Annotated in this window: 26 protein-coding genes and 6 tRNA genes; 31 read left to right on the top strand and 1 reads right to left on the bottom strand. The window is 39.5% G+C overall.

What is annotated here, in order from left to right; genetic code table 11:
* The first annotated feature begins 3 nt into the window (after positions 1-3).
* From Q8N22_00250 to rplU, 31 genes are all read left to right on the top strand, one after another.
* Complete coding sequence (locus tag Q8N22_00250) at positions 4-993, top strand: carbohydrate kinase family protein (protein ID MDP3052381.1); 990 nt, start codon at positions 4-6, stop codon at positions 991-993.
* Positions 994-1002: 9 nt separating this feature from the next.
* Positions 1003-2250: a hypothetical protein gene (locus tag Q8N22_00255; GenBank protein MDP3052382.1), complete on the top strand. Its 1248-nt coding sequence runs from the start codon at positions 1003-1005 to the stop codon at positions 2248-2250.
* 13 nt (positions 2251-2263) lie between these two features.
* On the top strand, positions 2264-3151 hold the full coding sequence (locus tag Q8N22_00260; GenBank protein ID MDP3052383.1) for a class II fructose-bisphosphate aldolase: 888 nt from the start codon (positions 2264-2266) through the stop codon (positions 3149-3151).
* Between the two features lie 79 nt (positions 3152-3230).
* Positions 3231-3977, top strand: coding sequence for a PCRF domain-containing protein (locus Q8N22_00265; GenBank protein ID MDP3052384.1), 747 nt, complete (start codon positions 3231-3233; stop codon positions 3975-3977).
* A 119-nt stretch (positions 3978-4096) separates the two neighbouring features.
* Positions 4097-5026, top strand: coding sequence for an HD domain-containing protein (locus tag Q8N22_00270; protein ID MDP3052385.1), 930 nt, complete (start codon positions 4097-4099; stop codon positions 5024-5026).
* A gap of 5 nt (positions 5027-5031) precedes the next feature.
* A complete protein-coding gene (locus Q8N22_00275; GenBank protein MDP3052386.1) occupies positions 5032-7164 on the top strand; it encodes an AAA family ATPase in 2133 nt (710 codons plus the stop codon).
* Positions 7165-7187: 23 nt separating this feature from the next.
* Positions 7188-7418, top strand: a complete 231-nt coding sequence (rpsP, locus tag Q8N22_00280; protein MDP3052387.1) for a 30S ribosomal protein S16 — start codon at positions 7188-7190, stop codon at positions 7416-7418.
* 200 nt (positions 7419-7618) lie between these two features.
* Positions 7619-7930, top strand: a complete 312-nt coding sequence (locus Q8N22_00285; protein ID MDP3052388.1) for a KH domain-containing protein — start codon at positions 7619-7621, stop codon at positions 7928-7930.
* Positions 7931-8020: 90 nt separating this feature from the next.
* Complete coding sequence (gene trmD, locus Q8N22_00290) at positions 8021-8701, top strand: tRNA (guanosine(37)-N1)-methyltransferase TrmD (GenBank protein ID MDP3052389.1); 681 nt, start codon at positions 8021-8023, stop codon at positions 8699-8701.
* A 43-nt stretch (positions 8702-8744) separates the two neighbouring features.
* Positions 8745-9494 (top strand): 30S ribosomal protein S2, encoded by a 750-nt coding sequence (gene rpsB / locus Q8N22_00295; protein MDP3052390.1) that lies wholly within the window; start codon positions 8745-8747, stop codon positions 9492-9494.
* Between the two features lie 17 nt (positions 9495-9511).
* Positions 9512-9964 carry a translation elongation factor Ts gene (gene tsf / locus Q8N22_00300; protein ID MDP3052391.1) on the top strand — a complete coding sequence of 151 codons (453 nt, stop codon included), beginning with the start codon at positions 9512-9514 and terminating at the stop codon, positions 9962-9964.
* 9 nt (positions 9965-9973) lie between these two features.
* Positions 9974-10270: a hypothetical protein gene (locus Q8N22_00305; protein ID MDP3052392.1), complete on the top strand. Its 297-nt coding sequence runs from the start codon at positions 9974-9976 to the stop codon at positions 10268-10270.
* Positions 10271-10308: 38 nt separating this feature from the next.
* A tRNA-Tyr gene (locus tag Q8N22_00310) sits at positions 10309-10395 on the top strand.
* Between the two features lie 108 nt (positions 10396-10503).
* Positions 10504-10575: transfer RNA gene (locus tag Q8N22_00315), tRNA-Thr, on the top strand.
* A 48-nt stretch (positions 10576-10623) separates the two neighbouring features.
* A tRNA-Thr gene (locus tag Q8N22_00320) sits at positions 10624-10696 on the top strand.
* A gap of 56 nt (positions 10697-10752) precedes the next feature.
* Positions 10753-11100, top strand: a complete 348-nt coding sequence (locus tag Q8N22_00325) for a four helix bundle protein (GenBank protein MDP3052393.1) — start codon at positions 10753-10755, stop codon at positions 11098-11100.
* Between the two features lie 52 nt (positions 11101-11152).
* Positions 11153-11329 (top strand): 50S ribosomal protein L33, encoded by a 177-nt coding sequence (gene rpmG, locus Q8N22_00330; protein ID MDP3052394.1) that lies wholly within the window; start codon positions 11153-11155, stop codon positions 11327-11329.
* Between the two features lie 269 nt (positions 11330-11598).
* Positions 11599-11669, top strand: a tRNA-Trp gene (locus tag Q8N22_00335).
* 4 nt (positions 11670-11673) lie between these two features.
* Complete coding sequence (pcm, locus tag Q8N22_00340) at positions 11674-12300, top strand: protein-L-isoaspartate O-methyltransferase (protein ID MDP3052395.1); 627 nt, start codon at positions 11674-11676, stop codon at positions 12298-12300.
* Between the two features lie 275 nt (positions 12301-12575).
* Positions 12576-13064, top strand: a complete 489-nt coding sequence (rplJ, locus tag Q8N22_00345) for a 50S ribosomal protein L10 (protein MDP3052396.1) — start codon at positions 12576-12578, stop codon at positions 13062-13064.
* Positions 13065-13088: 24 nt separating this feature from the next.
* The gene (rplL, locus tag Q8N22_00350; protein MDP3052397.1) at positions 13089-13463 is read left to right on the top strand and encodes a 50S ribosomal protein L7/L12; all 375 of its coding nucleotides are present in this window, start codon (positions 13089-13091) and stop codon (positions 13461-13463) included.
* Positions 13464-13538: 75 nt separating this feature from the next.
* A tRNA-Val gene (locus Q8N22_00355) sits at positions 13539-13610 on the top strand.
* 7 nt (positions 13611-13617) lie between these two features.
* Positions 13618-13842 (top strand): GIY-YIG nuclease family protein, encoded by a 225-nt coding sequence (locus tag Q8N22_00360; GenBank protein ID MDP3052398.1) that lies wholly within the window; start codon positions 13618-13620, stop codon positions 13840-13842.
* 307 nt (positions 13843-14149) lie between these two features.
* Positions 14150-14581, top strand: coding sequence for a division/cell wall cluster transcriptional repressor MraZ (mraZ, locus tag Q8N22_00365; protein ID MDP3052399.1), 432 nt, complete (start codon positions 14150-14152; stop codon positions 14579-14581).
* Between the two features lie 23 nt (positions 14582-14604).
* Positions 14605-15537 (top strand): 16S rRNA (cytosine(1402)-N(4))-methyltransferase RsmH, encoded by a 933-nt coding sequence (rsmH, locus tag Q8N22_00370; protein MDP3052400.1) that lies wholly within the window; start codon positions 14605-14607, stop codon positions 15535-15537.
* A gap of 33 nt (positions 15538-15570) precedes the next feature.
* Positions 15571-15858: a septum formation initiator family protein gene (locus Q8N22_00375; GenBank protein MDP3052401.1), complete on the top strand. Its 288-nt coding sequence runs from the start codon at positions 15571-15573 to the stop codon at positions 15856-15858.
* A 16-nt stretch (positions 15859-15874) separates the two neighbouring features.
* Entirely contained in the window at positions 15875-17464 is a 1590-nt protein-coding gene (locus Q8N22_00380) for a penicillin-binding protein 2 (GenBank protein MDP3052402.1), read from the top strand.
* A gap of 45 nt (positions 17465-17509) precedes the next feature.
* A complete protein-coding gene (gene murF / locus Q8N22_00385; protein MDP3052403.1) occupies positions 17510-18754 on the top strand; it encodes a UDP-N-acetylmuramoyl-tripeptide--D-alanyl-D-alanine ligase in 1245 nt (414 codons plus the stop codon).
* A gap of 16 nt (positions 18755-18770) precedes the next feature.
* Positions 18771-18842: transfer RNA gene (locus tag Q8N22_00390), tRNA-Glu, on the top strand.
* 208 nt (positions 18843-19050) lie between these two features.
* Positions 19051-19386, top strand: a complete 336-nt coding sequence (locus Q8N22_00395; protein ID MDP3052404.1) for a hypothetical protein — start codon at positions 19051-19053, stop codon at positions 19384-19386.
* Positions 19387-19396: 10 nt separating this feature from the next.
* A complete protein-coding gene (rplU, locus tag Q8N22_00400; GenBank protein ID MDP3052405.1) occupies positions 19397-19756 on the top strand; it encodes a 50S ribosomal protein L21 in 360 nt (119 codons plus the stop codon).
* A 39-nt stretch (positions 19757-19795) separates the two neighbouring features.
* Here rplU and recR read toward each other — a convergent pair whose 3' ends face one another.
* Positions 19796-20386 carry a recombination mediator RecR gene (gene recR / locus Q8N22_00405; protein ID MDP3052406.1) on the bottom strand — a complete coding sequence of 197 codons (591 nt, stop codon included), beginning with the start codon at positions 20384-20386 and terminating at the stop codon, positions 19796-19798.
* Positions 20387-20396 lie beyond the last annotated feature (10 nt).

The following is a 20396-nucleotide window of genomic DNA, read 5'->3' on the forward strand; positions in this document are numbered from 1 at the left end:
AAAATGTTTGACGTAATCACAATCGGAACAGCCACTCGGGACGCCTTTTTTGAAGGAGTAAATTTTTTGAAAATAAAAGATTCCCGTTTTCGGGTAGGCGAGGGGATTTCCCTGCCTTTCGGTTCAAAAATAGAAGTTCCTAAAATTACCTTTACCACCGGCGGAGTTGGGACGAATACCGCCGCCACTTTCGTCCGCCAGGAATTAAAAACCGCAATCATTTGCCGGGTCGGCTCCGATATTTCCGGCGAAGAAATAATCCGCGCTCTTAAAAAAGAAAAAATAAATACTGAATTTATCCAGAAAGATAAAACCACTTCAACGGCCTATTCGGTGATTTTCCTGACTGAAAGTGGAGAGCGTACCATTCTTTCCTACAAAGGCGCCGGTGAAGATTTGACCGAAAAAGAAATTCCCTGGAAAAAATTAAAAACAAAATGGTTTTATATCGGTTCACTCGGCGGGAATGAAAAACTTTTACGAAATCTTTTTTCTTTCGCCCAAAAAAATAAAATTAAAATTGCCGGAAACCCCGGTGGCAGGGAATTGAAAATCTTAAAAGCCCATCCGGAACTTTTAAATAATTATGATGTTTTTATCATCAACCAGGAAGAAGCCTCTTATTTGACTGGGGCTTCTTACCAGCGGGAAAAAGAAGTTTTCAAAAAATTAGACCATTGGGTCAACGGAATCGTTGTGATGACTAGAGGCCCGAAAGGGTTGATTGTTTCAGACGGAAAAACTCTCTGGCAAGCCGGAATTTTTAAAGAGAAAAAAATAGTTGACCGCACCGGCGCCGGCGATGCTTTCGGCAGTGGTTTTGTTTCCGGATTAATTCAAAGACAGGATGTTGAATACGCCATTTATTTGGGGAGCGCCAACGCCACCGCGGAAGTTGAAGTCATCGGCGCCAAGCGGGGAATTATTAATAGAAAAGATTTCCTAAGGTCGCCCCGTTGGGGAAAATTGGAAATAAAAAGATTTAAGATATAAAATAAATATATGGATAAAGTTTCTTATCAGGAAAAAATCGCCAGAATTTTAAGAATAGAAAAACAGGCCGTAATTGATTTGGAAAAAGATTTGAACCGAATTACCGGCAAGTCCAATTTTCTTTATTCTTTGGTTGAAGAAAACGATAAAATGATTGACGATTCATTGGATAATCTGGGACTGGGCCGGAACTCCATGGCCTTGGACGTTTATGACGCTTTAATTTCAAAAATAGAAAGTGATGATTTAAGAATTTTCCAGATGTTGAAGAATCCCGAGTTAACCAACCCCAAAGATTGCCAGCGGGTTGTTGATTTGGCGAAAGATATTTGCCCGAAACGTAAAGGATTTTTTCTTAAAAAAGAAATCGCCGAAGGATTTTTGAAAGCTGAACCCCCGCAAAAAATTATGAAAGCATTGGGCTATTCTTCAATAGAATCAATGCTGGCCAAAGAAGATTTATTGGAGGTTTACAGCGGTTTGCGGTTTTTGGAAGATTCGGAATGGCTCAATAATCGTTTCTTTAAGCAGTATCAAAATTTAAAAGCCGCTGATTTTGAAGAGCGGGAAATAGAAGTTAGAGTCCTCGGTTCGCAGTGGAAAGAGGCGGCCGAGAAATTCGTCCAGAAAAAATATCACAATATAAGCCATCTTAAGGAACTGGGAGTAATTTTTGTCATACCCATCACTTTGAAAGTTTCAGGCGAAATTCTGCGCACTTTATCTCTTATCGCGCATTATTTTAATGAAGTTTATTTTTATTCCGACCTTATCAAAAATTTTTCTCAAAATAATCCCAAAGAATTTCCCAAAAATTTTATTTCACTTCTGCGGGGAGATGTTTTGGATAATTTACCGGCTCCTTCTTCCGACGAACACCGTTCTTTTTCGATTGTTCAGCGCTATTTGGCTAAAGATGACGAAAATGACCATCGCTTATTTCTTCCCCATGTTAACCCGGAAGCGCTTCATTGGGACAAAGCCGAAGAGGCCTTGGCTAAAATTGAAGGTCTGGATTTTTGGAAAGACCTGGATTGGATCGGCGATTTTTTCAAAATAGAAACCGGCGGAGAAATTCTTGTTAGTTTTAATTTAGTAGATACCGTGATGAGCTTGGTCAAAGAAAAGGAAATGATTAAATACTTGTATCACCATCAGGAAGCGCTTTGGAACAAAATTTTCATCAGTTATTTCGGTCGGGAAAAATTTGAGGAATTAATCAAAGAAAATTTCATCAAGGGTTGGTTTGAGGTTTAATAATCATAAATGAATGTTTAATCTTAAAGAAATAATTCAAGAAGCTGAGAAAAATAGGGTAGCTGTCGGTCATTTTAATATTTCAAGCTTGGAGCAGTTAAAAGCGATTTTTGAAGCCGGCCAGGAATTATCCCAAACGCAAAATAGAAAAATTCCGTTAATTATCGGCACTTCCGAGGGCGAGGGGGATTATGTCGGTTTTAAGCAGGCCGCGGTTTTGGTTAAAAGTTTAAGGGAGGAATTTGATTATCCGATTTTCATCAACGGCGACCATATTCATTCCCTGGAAAAAGCCAAAGAAGTGGTTGAGGCGGGCTATGACGCCGTTATTTTTGACGCTTCCGCATCATCTTTTGAAGAAAATGTCGCGAAAACCAAGGAAGCCGTAATCTTTCTCAAGTCAATCAATCCGGAAATTTTAATTGAAGGAGAAATCGGGTTTATCGGCTCTTCTTCTAAGATTTTGAAAGAAATTCCCAAAGGAGCGGCTATTAAGCCAGAAGATTTAACCAAGCCCGAAGAAGCTAAAAGATTTGTTGAAGAAACAAAAGTTGATTTATTGTCAGCGGCTGTCGGCAATATTCATGGAATGTTTAAAAACGCGCCTAACCCGAATTTAGATATTAAAAGAGTCAAGGATATCAGAGAAGTCAGCTGTGCTCCTTTGGTTTTACACGGCGGTTCCGGAATCAGCAATGAAGATTTTTTGGCGTCTATTGACGCCGGCATTTCCATTGTTCATATCAATACCGAAATCCGTTTGGCCTGGCGGGAAGCCCTGGAAAAAAGCTTAAAAGACAATCCCGAAGAAATTGCGCCTTATAAAATAATGGCCAGCGTTATTGAAGAAATGAAAAAAGTAGTTGTGAAGAATTTAAAGATACTCAATAAATATTTATAGTCTTGAGATAAATTTTTAATTTGGAAATAATTTACTATTGTAATTCCACGATCGTGGAATTACAATAGTAAATAAAAAAATGGATAAAATAATTTTAGAAATACGAGCCGGAGCCGGCGGCGATGAGGCCGCTATTTTCGCCGCGGATTTAAGCCGGGCTTATCAGAAATTTTCAGCGAAAAAGGGCTGGCATTTTTTTATTCTTGATTCCCATCAAAGCTCATTAAACGGATATAAATCTTTGGTGGCGGAAATCAGCGGCGAAGGAGTTTATGAGGCCTTGAAATTTGAATCTGGCGTTCACCGGGTTCAGCGGATTCCGGCAACGGAAAAAGCCGGCCGAGTCCACACCTCAACGATTTCAGTGGCGGTTTTGCCGGAAGTGGAGCCGACACAGATTCAGATAAATCCCTCGGAGTTAGAAATTTCTTTTTTCCGTTCGTCCGGCCCCGGCGGACAAAACGTCAATAAAGTGGAAACAGCGGTCAGGATTTTGCATAAACCGAGCGGAGTGGTTGTCGCTTCTCAGGTTGATCGTTCGCAATCCGCGAACAAAGACCGCGCCATGAGTGTTCTTAGGGCCAAGCTTTTTGAATTCAAACAGGAAGAAGAGCATAGAAAACTTGGAGCGATACGCAAAGAACAAATCGGCTCGGGCGACCGGTCGGAAAAAATCAGGACTTATAATTTTCCGCAGGACAGGATCACCGACCATCGCATCGGCAAAAAATGGCACAATATAGAAAGCATTATGGAAGGAAATTTTGAACCGATAGTAAAAAGTTTTCAAAAAAATAACGATATGGAAGAAAAAGATAATAGCTAAAAAATAATTCCGGATATTCGCAGACGGTTCATATTTTGTAGCCGGATATCAAGTTTGGAAATAATATGAAATACATAGACCGAGTTTATGGGGAATTTGAAATTAGCGAACCGGTTATTTTGGAACTAATAAATTCCTCGCCAATTCAACGATTAAAAGAAATAGATCAGGTAGGATATCCTGAGCCTTATTTTCCAGGAGTAGCGCATTCGCGTTTCGAGCATTCAGTAGGAGTTTATTTACTTCTTAAAAAATATAATACGTCAATCAAAGAACAGATTGCTGGTTTAATCCATGATGTTTCTCATTCTGCTTTTTCTCATTGTATTGATTATGTGTTAGATAGCGGTTCAGAAAAAAAACACAACCATCAAGATAATATTTTTAATAGTTATGTAAGAAAAACAGAAATTCCAAAAATAATAAAAAATCATAACTTTGATTTAGAATATATTTTGGATGATAAAAATTTCCCCCTAAAAGAGAAGGATTTGCCTGATTTATGTGCCGACAGAATTGATTACTCTTTGAAAGCTGCTGTTATTTTCGGCGAGTTAAATGAGCAAGTCAAAAATTATTTTCTGGAAAATTTATCAACAGAAAATAATAATTGGGTATTTAAAAATTTTGAAAGCGCGAAAAAATACGCCGAATTATTTTTTAAGTTGAATAGAGAATATTACTCCGGTTTTCCTTCAGCTTTAATGTTTAGAACGGTTGGGGATTGTTTAAAATATGCTTTACAAAAAGAATATATCTCTGAAAATGATCTTTATGCAACCGATAAGATAGTTTTGGAAAAAATAAAAAAATTTTTAGATAAAGACGAAAAATTGAGATTATTTTGGGAACGAATGAATAATAAAGTGAAAGCAATCAATAACCCTGATAATTTTGATGCTCAGGTATTTTGTAAATCAAGGGTTGTTGACCCTCTGTTTAAAGAAAATGGAATTTTAAAGCGAATATCGGAAGTTGACCCAAACTGGGGTGTTATAATAGAGCAAGAATTGAAGCCAAAGCAGTATTTTCTGAAGTTTGAAAAATAATATTTATGTCCATTTTTTTAAAACGTCTTGAATTAAGCGGTTTTAAGTCCTTTGCCTCAAAGACGGTTTTGGAATTTCCGGCCGGCGTGGTCGGCATTGTCGGACCCAACGGCAGCGGCAAATCCAATATAGTTGATGCTCTTCGCTGGATGCTGGGAGAAAGAGAAGCCAAACAGCTCCGCGGCGAAAAAATTGAAAATCTTATTTTCAGCGGAACGCCTAAAAAAGCGGCCCTGGGGTTAGCCCAGGCCACTCTTTGTTTTGACAACAGCTCTCACTGGCTGCCGATTGATTTTGAAGAAGTGGTTTTGACCCGCAAGGTTGACCGCTCCGGAGTTTCCGAATTCTTCTTGAACCAGGAATCCGTTCGTTTGAAAGACATTATTGAATTATTGGCGAAATCCAGATTGGGCACGAAGGGATTCACTATTGTCAACCAGGGGCAGAGCGATATTTTCGTGAAAAGTTCGCCCTTAGAACGCCAGCAGATGATTGAAGAAATTATCGGGCTGAGAGAATTCCAAATTAAAAAAACTCAATCCGAAAATCAGTTGGATAATACGGTTATTAATTTGGAAAAAATCAAAGCGATGATTGAAGAAATTCAGCCGCATTTAAGAATGCTCCAGCGCCAGACCGGCAAATGGGAAAAGCGGAGCGCGTTTGAAGAAGAGCTGAAGAGCTTGGAAAATAATTATTTCTCTTTTAAACTAGCGGAAATAAAAAATACTTTGGCTGTCCTTGATAATCCCTTGGCGGTTTTGGAAAAAGAAATCAGGCAAAAGCAGAAAGAATTGGAAAATTTCCAGGGAGAACTGGCGAAAATTGACGAGCTGAGGTCGCGGTCGGCTGATTTGTTGGCCAAGCGTTCCGAGTGTCAGAGGGAACTAGGCCGTCTTGAAGCCAAGCTGGAAATATTGGCTTCGGCCGCTCCGGAAGAAATTGAGTATCACGCGAAAGATTTACTCGGGCTTATCAAAGAAATCAAAAATTTGTTGGAATCAAGTTTGCCGCTGGAACAGTTGGGAAAATTAAAAATAAATTTGGAGCAGGGGATTGAAAAAATCAACAAATTTTTTTCAGTTCCGGATAAATCCCTGGAGAATAAAGAAGAATTCTCAAAAATAAAAGAAGGGAAAGAAAAAATTATTAAAAATCTTGAATCCTTAAATGCCGAATTATCGCAGTTAACGCAGAATGAAAAACGTTTGATTGAAAGTTTCAGGACCGTTGAAGAAAAAAGAGAGGAAATCAACCGGCTGGAAAATGAAAGAAATAAAATTTTCTTTGAAAAAGAAAAAGCGAATCTGAAATTTCAGGATTTGGAAATTCAGTTGAATCAAATCGGCCGGTCGGTGAAAGAATTTGGCAATTCTTCCGGCACCCAGCCGATAAATATTCCGGATTTGTCCGAAATAGAAAGGAAAATGTTCAGACTGCGAACCAATCTGGCGAGCATCGGCGATATTGACCCGGCAGTGGTCAAAGAAGCCGAGGAAACCGAACAGCGCTATCAGTTTTTATCGCACCAGTCTGTTGATTTGGAAAAGGCCTCAATTGATCTCAGAACTTTAGTCAAAGATTTGGATACGAAAATCAGAATTGATTTTCAGGAAGCGCTTAAATTAATCAATAAAGAATTTGAAAATTATTTCCGGCTGATGTTCGGGGGAGGAAAGGCGAAATTAAAAATAAAAACACAGGAAGTTAAATCAGAAATTGAGTCGGAGTATGAATTAAATGGAGAAGAAAACGAAAATTCCGCCGAGCCTAAATCGGCGCCGGTGATTGAAGAAGCGGGGATAGAAATTGAGTTAAATTTGCCGAGAAGAAGAATTACTAGTTTGGAAATGCTTTCCGGCGGCGAACGGAGCTTGGTTTCCATGGCCGCCCTTTTCGCCTTAATTTCGGTTAATCCGCCTCCGTTTTTGGTGCTTGACGAAATTGATTCGGCTTTGGACGACCGTAACGCCCAGCGATTCGCGGAATTGATTAAAAAGTTTTCCGAGAAAACTCAGTTTATTATCATTACTCATAATCGTTCAACAATGAGCGTGGCCGATGTTTTATACGGTATAACTATGGGAGAAGATGGCGTTTCTAAAATTCTATCATTAAAACTTGACAGCAAAAGTTAAAAACTATAAGCTAAAAGCTAATTATGTTAGCCATTAAATTAAAAAGAATAGGAAAAAAAGGCCAGGCCTCGTTTAGAATTATTATTGCCGAGAAACGTTCAAAAATTAACGGCCGCTTTGTTGAGGACTTGGGCTGGTACAATCCGCATACCAATAAGTTTAAAATTAATATGGAGCGGGTTGATTATTGGACAAAGAGCGGCGCTCAACCGACTCCGAGTATGAAAAATCTGTTAAAAAAACAGAAAGTTTAATTTTTAATTATATGGGAGGAAAAGGAATGTAATAAAAATATGAATTTTGATGCAGGAGGATCAATGTATTAATTGAAAAATGGATTGACTTTACCTTAAAAGCGTGTTATGATGATTTATAAGTTTAATTTTTTTGAAAATTTGGATGTTTAGAAAAAAGGTCGAATATTATTGAAAAACTAGAAATCTAGAAACTCAGTATGACAGGTGATTATCAGGCGTTCCTTGAATTTCTTATCAAAGCCATTGTTGACAATCCTGACGATGTCAAGATTGAACGCAAGGTAGATGAGATGGGAGTTCTGCTTTCTTTGAAAGTTAACCCCCAGGACATGGGCCAAGTAATTGGCCGCCAAGGTGCGACAGCTAAATCTATTCGTTCTCTGTTGCGGATTGTAGGCGTGAAAAATAATGCCCGGGTTAATCTGAAAATTGAAGAGCCCGAAGGCAGCACTCGCTTCAATCAGCCCAGCGAAGGAGTACAGAAAGTTGTTGAAGATTTGAAGTTCTAATAAAAAGAATTCAAACTCATCAAAACCGTGCTATTATTTATTAATAGCGCGGTTTTTGATTGGGTAGATTTTTTTCCATCCATTATCTATATGGTTTTTGATATCATCACAATTTTTCCAGAGGCGTTTTCTTATCTTAATGAATCAATCTTAAAACGAGCCCAGAAAAAGGGTTTGCTTGAAATTAAAATTCACAATCTCCGGGATTTCACCGAAGACAAACATCGGAAAGTTGATGACAAACCTTATGCCGGCGGCCCGGGAATGGTAATTAAAATTGAACCCATTATAAAAGCGGTTCAATCTTTAACTAAAAAATCTAAATACTCAAAAACTAAAAGCTTAATTATTTTATTTTCTCCGGCAGGGAAACAGTTTGACAGCAAAATGGCAGTTGGATTGGCGAAAAAATGCGAGCGTTTAATTTTTATCTGCGGGCATTATGAGGGGATTGATGCGAGAGTTAAAAAGGCGATTTCTGATATGGGGTTGAAAATTGAAGAAATTTCTGTCGGCCCTTATGTTTTGAGCGGCGGCGAATTGCCGGCGATGATTTTAATTGACGCCGTTTCCCGCCATTTGCCCGGAGTTTTGGGAAAAGAGGAATCGCTTGAAGAAAAACGCCTGGGTATCGGCGTGCCGGCCTACACCCGGCCGGAAATTTTTGTTCATAAAGGCAAAAAATATCCGGCGCCAAAAATTTTATTGTCCGGCAATCACGCGGCGATTGTTCAATGGCGAACCAAACATCGGCAAAAGAAAGATTTCTAACGGGGATTGACCCCATAGAACAATTTTGTTATCCTTTTCTTTTATGATAGAAACGGAATTAGACATAACCCAAAATAGCCATTTTAAGGAAATGCTTGAAGCGGGCATAATTTACGGCCACAAAAAAGCCAAGACCAATCCCAAGATGAGGCCGCATATTTTTTCCACCCGCAACGGCATTGAATTGATTGACCTTAAAGCCGTTATTTCGGCGCTGGATAAAGCCAGGGATTTTCTTAAAGAGAAAACCAGCCAGGGCGCGACGGTGTGCATGGTTGGCACTCAGCCGGCTGCCCAGAAACTCATTGAAGATTTTGCCCAAAAACATAATTTACCTTTTATGACGCAGCGTTGGTTGGGTGGGATTTTAACCAATTTTAAAATTATCAACCAGCGGGTGAATTATTATCTGGGGTTGAAAGCCAAAAAAGAGCAGGGCGAATTGGACAAATACACCAAAAAAGAACGGGTGAAAATAGATAAAGAGATAACTAAAATGGGAAAGGCCTTCAGCGGATTGGTTTATCTCAATAAACTGCCGGATGTTTTATTTGTGATTGATACTTTGGAGCATAAAAACGCGGTTCACGAAGCCAAACTCCTGAAGATTCCGGTAATCGCCGTTATGTCAACCGATTGCGACCCTTCAATAATTGATTATCCGATTCCAGGCAACGACCACAGCAAGGCCAGTATTGATTGGATCCTGAAATATTTGGAACCGGCTTTTGTCAAAAGCGCTGAGCCCGCAGGAGAACTTTCGGTTCCACGTGAGGCAGGCAAAACTCAATAATATTTTTTTAATTATTTATGGCCAAAGTTAATATTGAAGTTATTCAAAAACTTAGAGACGCAACCGGTGCCGGCGTGATGTCTTGTAAAAAGGCGTATGCCGAGGCGAACGGTGATTTTGCCAAAGCCGTGGCCCTTATTAAAGAACGGGGATTGGTCAAGGTGGAGCAAAAATCAGACCGTTCAACAGGCGCGGGGCTTCTTGAAACCTATATCCACAATGACCGAGTGGGGGTTATGCTGGAACTTCGTTGTGAAACTGATTTTGTGGCTCGTTCGGATGTTTTTAAAGGATTGGCGCATAATTTGGTTATGCAAATTGCCGCGATGGAGCCCGTTGATGTTAAAAATTTGCTTTCTCAGCCCTATATTAAAAACGAAGCAATGGCTATAAATGATTTGATAAAAGATGCTATCGCCAGAGTGGGGGAGAATGTTAAAGTAGAAAGGTTTTGCCGATACGAATTGTAAATAAAATTTATGTACGATTTCATTCTTCAAATTTTTATAATGGTCAGTTTGGGAACGGTTATTTTTTTGGCGGCTCGGGTTTTGCCGCGGATTAGCGAAACCGTTAATACCTCAAAAACAAAAGCTAATCGGTTCAGTTCTTTTCCTTTTGAAAAGATTGACGCGGCGGTTAACGCTTTTCTTGAGAAAACACTTCGTAAAATAAAACTGATTTTTTTGAAGATGGATAATACGATAAGCAAGTTGCTTGAAAAGTTCAAAAAAAATGGCGATGGCGGAAGCGCTGGTAATGGATTAACCAAATAATGTAGAATATGGGCATTCCATCAATTAGCAGTTAAGATGCGCAGGTGGCAGAGTGGTCAAATGCATCAGACTGTAAATCTGACGCCCTTGCGGCTACGCAGGTTCGAATCCTGCCCTGCGCACCAAGCTACTGCCGAGGTAGCTCAGTGGTAGAGCAACTGTTTTGCTCCGATATTCTCAAAACTCTAAGTTTTGTTAGAATATCGAGAGTCCTCAATGTTCTAAAAAATTTTGCCACCTTAGCTCAACGGCAGAGCAACACTTTTGTAAAGTGAAGGTTCCGAGTTCAAATCTCGGAGGTGGCTCAGGTAAAATTTTAGAACATCGGGATAAACAGCAGTCAAGAAAATTTTGCCTGGGTAGCTCAGTTGGCAGAGCACGTCTTTGGTAAAGACGAGGTCGGCGGTTCAATCCCGCCTCCAGGCTCAGGAATTTAGTTTACGAGTTTTGAGTTTATGAGTTAATGAGTAATGGATTAGCATATGTTTTTATTTGAAAATTTAGATGTTTATCAAAGAAGTTTGAAATTAGCTATAAATATTTGTAAAATAGCTAATAATTTTTCTATAAAATTTTCTCGATTAAGGGATCAATTTATAGGTGCCGGAATTTCGGTTCCTTTAAATATTGCCGAAGGCTCGGGGAGGGATTCTCAAAAAGGAAAGAAAAATTTTTATAAAATCAGTCGGACATCGCTTTTTGAATTAATCCCGATTTTGGAAATTTGTTTAAACTTGGAATTAATAAATAAAATTGTGTATAATGAATTTAAAGAAGAGATTGAATCGCTTTCAAAAATGTTGAGTGGTTTAATGAAATCTTTAGAATAAATAGGATTAATTACTAATTAACTCATCAACTAATTACTCATTAACTTAAAACATGGCAAACGCAAAATCAAAATTTTCGGAATATTTAATAAGGCTGAAATGCGCCGTTTGTAAGCGGGTGAATTATTACACGCGCAAAAACAAGAAAACCGTTGAGAAAAAATTAGAATACAAAAAACATTGCAAGTGGTGCAAGAAACACACTATTCATAAAGAAGCCAAGAAATAAAAAAGCCGCTGAATGATAATGATTCAGTGGCTTTTAGATTTTGGAGCATATCGCTCCTTGAATTCCAGTCGGATCTGGAAAAAAGTATATGTGGGGAGGCACAAGGCCGTGGTAAGAAGGCTAGCTACCTCCCGAAGCTAGCTGTTAGAAGCGCCACCGCCGCGTGTCCGCCCTCCCAGCTATTACCCGACAGGAGAATTCGCCGTTCAGTATTGTTTTATTAAAAAAGTACTGCTATAATTATAGCATAATTATTTATATTTTGTCAAGGGGGTGTGGTTCAGTGGTAGAATGCTTCTCTCCAAAAGAAGAGACCAGGGTTCGATTCCTTGCACCCCCGCTAAATGTTCACTAAAGAATCTCTAATTAAAGATTTAGTCAAAGAGGGTTTTCTCAAAACTCTCTCTTTTATAGAGGCCTTTGAAAAGATTGACCGGCTTGATTTCGTCCCGGAAAAATTAAAAAATGAGGCCTATTTCAATCAACCTTTGTCTATCGGGTTTGATCAGACGATTTCTCAGCCCTTGACAGTCGCCTTTATGCTGGAGCTTTTGGAACCGAAACCCGGCGAAAAAATTTTAGATGTCGGCGCCGGCAGCGGCTGGGTGAGCGCTCTTTTGGCTTATATTGTCGGAGAAAAAGGAAAAGTTTGCGCTTTTGAAAGAATCCCGGAGCTCTGTGAATTCGGCAAGAAAAATGTCGCTAAATATAACTTTATAGAAAAAGGCATTGTGGAGTTTTTTTGCGGCGACGCTTCAAAAGGATATTCTGAAGAAGCGCCATACGACAGAGTAATAGCCGGAGCCGCCGCCGAAGAAATTCCTTCGGCTTGGAAAGAAGAACTTAAAATTGGCGGCCGCCTGGTGATGCCGGTTGGGCATAATATAATAGTTCTGGATAAAATCAGTTCAACGGAATTTGAAAAAAAAGAGTTTTTCGGTTTCAGCTTCGTTCCTTTGGTTAAAGATTAAAGTATTGACACTTTCAAAGTTGTGCTCTATTATAGGATAATAATCCGCAGAAAGTGGGCATAAACATAAGACCCGCCGAGGATTAAAAATTATTTTTTTCTGCGGACGAAAGTCCGTTTTTTATTTCCCGATTTTGTATGAGTAAAACGAATTAACAAAATCGAGGACCCAGCACATAAAGCGTTATGTGTTGGGTGCTCAATGTTGTGGTAAAATTTACTTCGCATTGAGCCCTGCCTGCCGGCAGGCAGGTCGTAAATTTAAACAACATTGGCATGAAATCAAAGGAACAAAAAATTGAAGAATTAAAATCAGGCGAAGAGCTTTTCAAAAAAAGCCAGAGTTTGATTTTTGTTGATTTCGGAAAGGTTTCAACCGAGAAGATGTGGTTGCTGAAAGCGAAACTCAAAAAAATTGACGCTCAATTTAAAGTTGTCAAAAAACGTTTGTTAAGAATCATTCTGAAGGAAAACAAAATTGATTTTGACCCGCATTTAATTTTTAAAGGGCAGATGGGAACGATTTTTTCCGGCAGTGATATTTCCTCGGCCGCCGGTCCCGTGTATAAATCTTTCGCGGGAATTCAGGTATTGGGCGCTTATGATTTAAAAGACAAACAATTTTTAGCGGCTGACGCGTTTAAGAAGATTGCTCTTCTGCCGTCGCGGGAAATATTGCTGTCGCAATTGGTTGGAATGTTGGCGGCGCCGATAAAAATGTTTATGTTCGTATTAAGCGAAAAATCAAAAATGGTCGAAAAATAATAAATTTTATTTCAAATTTAAAATATGGAAAAATTTAAAGATATAATTGAAAAAATAGAAAAATTAACCGTGGTGGAACTCGCCGAATTGGTGAAAACTTTGGAAGAAAAATTCGGTGTTTCAGCGTCTATGCCGGCTTCGGCCGCCGTAGCCGGTAGTGAAGATGGTTCGGCTGCTGCTGTTGAAAAAACTGCTTTCAATGTTATCTTGAAAGTTAGCGGTGACCAGAAAATTAATGTTATCAAGGTCATCAAAGAAGCTACCGGCCTTGGTTTGAAAGAATCAAAAGATATCGCCGATGGAGCGCCGAAAACTATTAAGGAAGGAATGAAGAAAGAAGACGCCGAAGATTTGAAGAGCAAATTAGAAGCGGTTGGCGCGACAGTTGAAATTCAATAGTATAGTTCTAAAACTATAAACTCAAAGAAGCCGATTGAATTTATCGGCTTTTTTGTTTTATAATAAAAAATGATAGGGCGCATAGTTTAATGGTAAAACGTCGCATTCACATTGCGAAGAGTCTAAGTTCGATTCTTAGTGTGCCCACAATGTTTTGTGTTTACATTTTAAGAAGTTTAAAGAACGGAAGAAATTATACTGGTATATTGAAAGACGTCTCAAAGAACATAATTTTGGGGAAAGTAAATATACTAAATTAACTAAACCTTTTGTTCTAATTTACAAAGAGGAATATCAAACTAGAAAAGAAGCGGTTCAGCGAGAACTATTTTTTAAAAGTGGAAAGGGTAGGGAATGGATAAAAAATAATCTTGGTTAGAGCGGTCGCCTACGGCGACAGGCCGCTGGTTTGATCCCAGCAATGCCACGGCTAAAAAGGTGAGGGACAAATCACTCCGATATGATATTGGAGTGATTTTTTTTGCGAGGTGGATAAGTTGTGTACAACTTTAAATCGCAAATTTTTAAAATCCGCTTAAACAAAGGGTTTTTGACCTTTATTTTTTTCTTAAAAGCAAAAATTTCTATTTTGACTAAATAAGGCCGGTGGTGTAAGATAAAATAAAAGTGGGGGAAGGTGGATAAAGGTGTGGATAAGTACCCCAAACTGTGGATAACTCAAATATATGTTCATCGGCGAATACCAACATAATTTAGATACTAAAGGAAGATTAGCCGTTCCCGCGAAATTCCGGGAAAAATTGGCTGGCGGCGCGATAATCACGCGCGGGCTTGACCATTGTTTGTTTGTTTTCGCTTCCAAAGAATGGGAGGTTCTGGCGCAAAAATTAATTAGTTTGCCATTAGCCCAATCCAATTCGCGGGCTTTTGTTCGTTTAATGCTGGCCGGGGCGATGGAAGCGGATATAGATAAACAAGGAAGAATTTTAACGCCCGATTATTTAAGAAAATATGCCGGCCTGAAAAAACAAGTAGCAATAGCCGGACTCTATAACCGGATTGAAATTTGGGATTCCGAAAAATGGCAGGAGTATAAAACGAAGACCGAAGGAAGTTCAGATGAGATAGCGGAAAAATTATCGGAGCTCGGCATATGAGCATGAAGCGTGGAACATGAAACATGGAACATGAAACAGAAAATAATAATTACCGTTATGCTTCAGGCTCCATGCTTCATGTTTCAGGACATATCCCCGTTCTTTTAAAAGAAACAATAACTGTCTTAGATCCAAAACCGGGAGAATTTTTTATTGATGGCACGGTTGGCAACGGCGGACACAGTGTCGCAATTCTGGAAAAAATTGAGCCAAAGGGAACATTATTGGGCACGGATTTAGATGAAACGACTTTACAGAAAGTGAAAGAAAAAATTACGGTAAATTCAAAATCAATTTTAGTCCAGAGTAATTATGCCGATTTGCCGGAAATTTTGAAAAGAGAAGATCTGCCTAAAGCCGATGGCTTGCTGTTAGACCTGGGTTTTTCTTCCGAGCAATTGACGACTGGCCGGGGTTTCAGTTTTTCCGGGCCCGAAGAGCCGCTGTTAATGACTTACGATCCTTATGCCGTTCCGGTAAAAAATTTGCTCAAAAGATTAAACGAGCCCGAATTGGCGGAAATCATAAAAAATTTAGGAGAAGAACATTGCGCCAAAAGAATAGCTCATGCCATAAAACAGAATCGCTTTCCGATTGAAACCAATAAACAATTAGCCGAAGCAGTCGCAGGGGTTCTGCCTAAAAATTACGAAAGGGGAAGAATTCACCCGGCCACGCGAACTTTTCTGGCTTTAAGAGTTTACGCCAATCAGGAACTGGCCAATTTGGAAAAGCTTTTAAATTCTTTAAACGAGATATTAAAAATCGGGGGACGGGTAGCTATTATTTCTTTTAACTCTTTGGAAGACCGGATAGTCAAAAATTATTTTCGGGAAAAGGCCAAAGAGGGGAAAATGGAAATTTTAACAAAAAAACCGATTACTCCGAGCCTGGAAGAAATAAAACAAAATTCGCGGTCTCGTTCAGCCAAACTGCGAGCCGCAAAATTACTGTAATTGCAGTAATTACGGTAATTACCGTAAAAACATATGACAATAATCCAGCCGGCTAAAAACAAAAATAAATTGAGTCTGATATTACTTTTAATCGTTATTTTTTTTATGGCCGGGTTTTATATTTACGAATACAATCATATGGTTGGGCTTAAATATCAAGTTCAATCTTTGGAAAAATCATTGGCTGATTATCAAAACCAAAATTCAAACCTTAAAAGTCAATATTATCAGTTGATTGATCCGACTCGTCTGGAGGAATTGGCCAAAGAAAATGGCTTAATTATGGACCAGCGGCCGCAATATTTAGGGGCCAATTTTTAGGCCAATATTTATAATTATGAAATTCCGTTACACTATTCTAGTAATAATTTTTGCTTTGGTTTACGGAGGGTTGATTTTCCGGCTTTACAACCTTCAGTTAGAGCAGGGGTCAGGATATTTACAACGGGTTGAAGCCCGAGGGAAAATTAGCCAGAATGACTTTGCCCGAGGCGTGATTTCTTTCACCGACCGCTACCAAAATTTAATTCCGGTGGCTGTCAGCAAAGAATTTTCAATAATCTACGCTGTTCCCAAAGAAATAAGTGAGCCGGAAAAAACCGCTGAAGTTTTGGCGCCGATTGTCGGAATCAGCCAAGCAAAATTATCTTCTCTTTTTTCCAATTCCAACTCTCTTTATAAATTATTATTGGAGAAAGCCTCTGACGAACAGGTTCGGGCGATTGGGTCCCTCAATCTCAAAGGGATCTATGTTAAATCTCAAAATTTTCGTTACTATCCTTCCCAAAATTTAGCGTCTCAGCTTCTCGGGTTTGTCGGTGTCAACGATAAAAATAATCAACCAGTTGGTCTTTATGGTTTAGAAAGTTTTTATAACGATAAACTTCAAAATAATAAAAATTTACATTTAACCATTGATCGCAATCTTCAGGCCCGAGCGGAAGAAGTTTTGGATAATTTAATAAAAAAATTTGAAGCGACCGGGGGGACTGTCATTATAGAAAATCCGACAACCGGAGAAATTTTGGCTTTGACCAACAAACCTGATTTTGACCCGAACAATTACAGCCAAGCCGAGGTCGGTTTATTTTTGAATCCGGCCATTAAAAGTTTATATGAGCCGGGCTCGGTTTTAAAAGTGATTACCATGGCGGCCGGAATTGACAGCAAAAAGATTACACCGGAGACAACTTATTACGATACCGGGTCTGTGACTTTAAATGGCAGAACTATCAGAAACTGGGACTTTAAAGCTTACGGCAAAATGACCATGACCAATGTGATTGAAAATTCCATCAACACCGGCGCGGTTTGGGCGGAAAATAAAATTGGTGATGATTTATTTTATAATTATCTTGTTAAATTCGGTTTGAATAAGCCGACTGGCGTTGATTTTCCGGAAGAACGAATGGGGAATTTGAGCAATTTGGAAATAAAAAATGCCAGCGCTATTAATTTTGCCACCGCTTCTTTCGGCCAGGGCATAGCGGTTACGCCGCTGGAATTGATTAACGCTTTTTCGGCAATCGCTAATGGCGGAAATTTAATGAGACCTTATTTTAACGCTGAATTAAAACCGCAAATCGTAAGACAGGTTATAAGCGCGGAAACCAGCCGCCAGCTGAAAGCGATGATGGTCTCAGCTGTTGACAAAGCCGGGGTAGCGGCTATTGCTAATTATCGCGTGGCGGGGAAAACCGGTACGGCGCAGGTGCCGGATTTCAAAAATGGCGGTTATACCTCGGATGTTATTAATAGTTATATCGGTTTCGCGCCGGCTGACAACCCCAGATTTATTATTTTTTTGAAATTAGACAAGCCCAAGGGAGCGCCTCTGGCCGGCCTAACAGTTGTCCCGGCTTTTAAGGAATTAGCTCAATTCGTTTTGAATTATTACAATATCCCGCCGGATAAACTAAGTAACTAAGTAATTACCGTAATTACAGTAATTTCTGTAATTACAATAAAAATCATGAAAACTATTTCATTAAAAATTTTACGATGGGCTTTGAAAGGATTGGCCAAAAATTTTGTTTCGCGTTATCAGCCCGGCATTGTTGCGGTAACCGGCAGTGTCGGAAAAACTTCCACTAAAGAAGCGATTAAGGCCGTTCTTTCAAGAGAACGGCGCGTCAGGGCGACCAGCGGCAATTTTAACAACGAAATTGGAGTGCCGCTGACAATTTTGGGCGACTGGCAAAAAATTGAAAAACCGGCTTTCTGGTTCTGGGCAAGAGTAATATTATCAGCATTAATCCGCATTTTAAATCCGCATAAATCAGCGTACCCCGAGATATTGGTTTTGGAATATGCCGCTGATCGGCCGGGCGACATTAAATATCTTTTGGAAATCGTACGGTCGCAGATTGCGGTGGTGACCGCTATCGGCAATATTCCCGCGCATGTTGAATTTTATTCCGGGCCGGAAGCCTTGGCTCGGGAGAAAAGCAAAATAGTTGAACAATTGCCGACAGTGGGATTTGCTATTTTAAACGCCGATGACGCTTTAGTACTGGATATGAAAAATCGGACTCGTTCCCAGATAATGACTTTTGGATTTAACGATTTCGCTCAGATAAAAATTACGGGATTTGAAAATTTTTCCGACAACGGGCCGACCGGCATCGCTTTTAAATTAGAATACGGCGGGAATTTTGTTCCGGTGAAAATAAACGGCGCTTTTGGAAAAGGCCAGGCCTATGCCGCAGCGGCCGCTGCTTGCGTTGGATTGATTTTCGGAATGAACTTGGTTAAAATTGCGGAAGCCTTGGCTGAAAATTTCAAGCCGCCATTGCGAAGAATGAATTTGGTTAAGGGTGTTAAGGGAACTTTTATTATTGATGACAGCTATAACGCTTCGCCCCTTTCCATGCGGTTAGCCTTGGAAACGCTTAAAGAATTGAAAGCCAAAAGAAAAGTGGCGGTTTTGGGCGATATGCTGGAAATCGGAAAATATAGCCTGGAAGCCCATGAGGAGATAGGAAAGTTCGCCGCCGGCTTCGTTGATTTGTTGATAACTATCGGCCCCCGAGCTAAATTTATCGCCGAGGCGGCTGCTAAAGCCGGACTGGATAAAGAAAATATTTCCAGTTTTCTTATCGCCGAAGAAGCCAAAAAAGAAGTGGAATTGAAAATTAAAAAAGGGGATTTAATTTTAGTGAAGGGTTCAAGGGCCATAGGATTGGATAAAGTAGTGGAGGAGATAAAACAGGTTTAATTTAAGCAAAGCGGCTGGCCCCATCGTCTAGTGGTTAGGACGCTAGGTTCTCATCCTAGTAACACCGGTTCGACTCCGGTTGGGGCTACTAAATAAAGTGGGGACTTCCGCCATTGCCTTTCAGAACCAGAATAATTTTGCTCCAGTGGCAAAATTTTCTTTGCCCTCGGCGCTGAAATTCGCCTGCGGCGAAACCAAACTTTCAGCGCCTGCGGGATATTCTTCAAGACAACGGCGGAAGTCCCGTGGGGGAAGGGGGTAGAAATAAACTGATTTTGAAGTTAGAATAAATTTAAATGAAAATTTTCAAAAATAGAAATTTTATTATAATTTTCGGGTTAAGTTTGGGATTTTTGATTTTAGCGTCAGGAGCGACATTTCTTCGTTTGGCTGAAATCAAGACCCCTTTGATAATCCATTTTGACGCTTTCAAAGGAATTGATTTTTTGGGCGACCGATTTGACGTCCTTAAAATTTTAATTGTCGCTTTGGTGATTATTTTGATAAATTTGTTCTTGGCTGAATTTATTTTTGACCGCCAACGTTTTTTGTCGTTTGTTTTCGCTTATGTCGGCCTGGTAACATCGGCTTTGACTTTAATTGCCATAGCGGTTATAATTTCCATAAATTAACAATAAATTTATGTTCGCAGTAATTGAACTCAACGGAAAACAATTTCTAATCAAAGAAGGTGACAAGATCAAAATTCAATCGCCAAAAGTCGGCGAAATTAAAGTTTTATTGCTCGCAGAACAACGCGGACTAAACGCAGACCAACGCGGAAAAAGTCAGCGTGAGTCCGCGTTAAGTCTGCAAGAGTCAGCGTGGGATGTAAAAATCGGAACTCCGTATTTGGACGGCAAAAAAGTGGAAACCAAAATTTTAAAACAGGGGAGAGAAAGAAAGAAAATTGTTTTCCGCTATCAGTCAAAAACCCGCCGCCGGAAGAAAGCGGGCCACCGCCAGCATTATACGGATTTGGAAATAGTTTCAATAAAATAAGCCCGATAAACATCGGGTCTATTTTTGTGATTTTATCCTTTATATTCTTTTTTCCAGGGCGCTTTTTAAAGTTTCTTCATCGGCAAACTCAATTTCTCCTCCGGTCGGTACGCCTTTTGCCAGATGGCTGATTTTTTGAGCCAGAGGTTTTAGTTCTTTTTCAATCAAGGAAGCGGTAAAATCGCCGAAGGTTGTAGGACTTAAAGCGATAATAATTTCTTTTACTTGCCCGCCAAATTCTTTTTTGATTCTTTCGGCCAAACTTTTAAGCCGCAATTTTTGGCTGGGATCCAATTCGCCGTTTTTGGCCAAGCCGCCCAGAATAAAATATTGGCCGCTGAATTTTCCGGTTTTTTCCAGCGAAATTAAATCGTTTTCTTTTTCAATGATGGCAATTATATCCTTGCTTCTGTTCTCATCAGAACAGACAGGGCAATTTTCGGTATAAATAAAAAAACAACGCTCGCAGGTTTTAAGTTTTTTTAGATTACCAATTGATTTTTCCAGGTTTTCAATTTCGTTTTTTCCGCTGTTCGCCAGATAGAAAGCCAGACGGGTGGCTAATCGCGGTCCGATTGAAGGAAGCTTGGAAAAAATTTCAATAAAATTTTTAATCGGTTCGGGAAACATGCCAAATTTA

It is taken from the genome of bacterium (assembly GCA_030693325.1).
Lineage (GTDB): Bacteria > Patescibacteriota > Minisyncoccia > UBA6257 > MFKM01 > MFKM01.

Bases quoted from the DNA above. Each gene is read 5' to 3' on its own strand.
- Q8N22_00250 (MDP3052381.1), top strand. From the start codon at position 4: ATGTTTGACGTAATCACAATCGGAACAGCCACTCGGGACGCCTTTTTT.
- Q8N22_00255 (MDP3052382.1), top strand. From the start codon at position 1,003: ATGGATAAAGTTTCTTATCAGGAAAAAATCGCCAGAATTTTAAGAATA.
- Q8N22_00260 (MDP3052383.1), top strand. From the start codon at position 2,264: ATGTTTAATCTTAAAGAAATAATTCAAGAAGCTGAGAAAAATAGGGTA.
- Q8N22_00265 (MDP3052384.1), top strand. From the start codon at position 3,231: ATGGATAAAATAATTTTAGAAATACGAGCCGGAGCCGGCGGCGATGAG.
- Q8N22_00275 (MDP3052386.1), top strand. From the start codon at position 5,032: ATGTCCATTTTTTTAAAACGTCTTGAATTAAGCGGTTTTAAGTCCTTT.
- rpsP (MDP3052387.1), top strand. From the start codon at position 7,188: ATGTTAGCCATTAAATTAAAAAGAATAGGAAAAAAAGGCCAGGCCTCG.
- Q8N22_00285 (MDP3052388.1), top strand. From the start codon at position 7,619: ATGACAGGTGATTATCAGGCGTTCCTTGAATTTCTTATCAAAGCCATT.
- trmD (MDP3052389.1), top strand. From the start codon at position 8,021: ATGGTTTTTGATATCATCACAATTTTTCCAGAGGCGTTTTCTTATCTT.
- rpsB (MDP3052390.1), top strand. From the start codon at position 8,745: ATGATAGAAACGGAATTAGACATAACCCAAAATAGCCATTTTAAGGAA.
- tsf (MDP3052391.1), top strand. From the start codon at position 9,512: ATGGCCAAAGTTAATATTGAAGTTATTCAAAAACTTAGAGACGCAACC.
- Q8N22_00305 (MDP3052392.1), top strand. From the start codon at position 9,974: ATGTACGATTTCATTCTTCAAATTTTTATAATGGTCAGTTTGGGAACG.
- Q8N22_00325 (MDP3052393.1), top strand. From the start codon at position 10,753: ATGTTTTTATTTGAAAATTTAGATGTTTATCAAAGAAGTTTGAAATTA.
- rpmG (MDP3052394.1), top strand. From the start codon at position 11,153: ATGGCAAACGCAAAATCAAAATTTTCGGAATATTTAATAAGGCTGAAA.
- pcm (MDP3052395.1), top strand. From the start codon at position 11,674: ATGTTCACTAAAGAATCTCTAATTAAAGATTTAGTCAAAGAGGGTTTT.
- rplJ (MDP3052396.1), top strand. From the start codon at position 12,576: ATGAAATCAAAGGAACAAAAAATTGAAGAATTAAAATCAGGCGAAGAG.
- rplL (MDP3052397.1), top strand. From the start codon at position 13,089: ATGGAAAAATTTAAAGATATAATTGAAAAAATAGAAAAATTAACCGTG.
- mraZ (MDP3052399.1), top strand. From the start codon at position 14,150: ATGTTCATCGGCGAATACCAACATAATTTAGATACTAAAGGAAGATTA.
- rsmH (MDP3052400.1), top strand. From the start codon at position 14,605: ATGGAACATGAAACAGAAAATAATAATTACCGTTATGCTTCAGGCTCC.
- Q8N22_00375 (MDP3052401.1), top strand. From the start codon at position 15,571: ATGACAATAATCCAGCCGGCTAAAAACAAAAATAAATTGAGTCTGATA.
- Q8N22_00380 (MDP3052402.1), top strand. From the start codon at position 15,875: ATGAAATTCCGTTACACTATTCTAGTAATAATTTTTGCTTTGGTTTAC.
- murF (MDP3052403.1), top strand. From the start codon at position 17,510: ATGAAAACTATTTCATTAAAAATTTTACGATGGGCTTTGAAAGGATTG.
- Q8N22_00395 (MDP3052404.1), top strand. From the start codon at position 19,051: ATGAAAATTTTCAAAAATAGAAATTTTATTATAATTTTCGGGTTAAGT.
- rplU (MDP3052405.1), top strand. From the start codon at position 19,397: ATGTTCGCAGTAATTGAACTCAACGGAAAACAATTTCTAATCAAAGAA.
- recR (MDP3052406.1), bottom strand. From the start codon at position 20,386: ATGTTTCCCGAACCGATTAAAAATTTTATTGAAATTTTTTCCAAGCTT.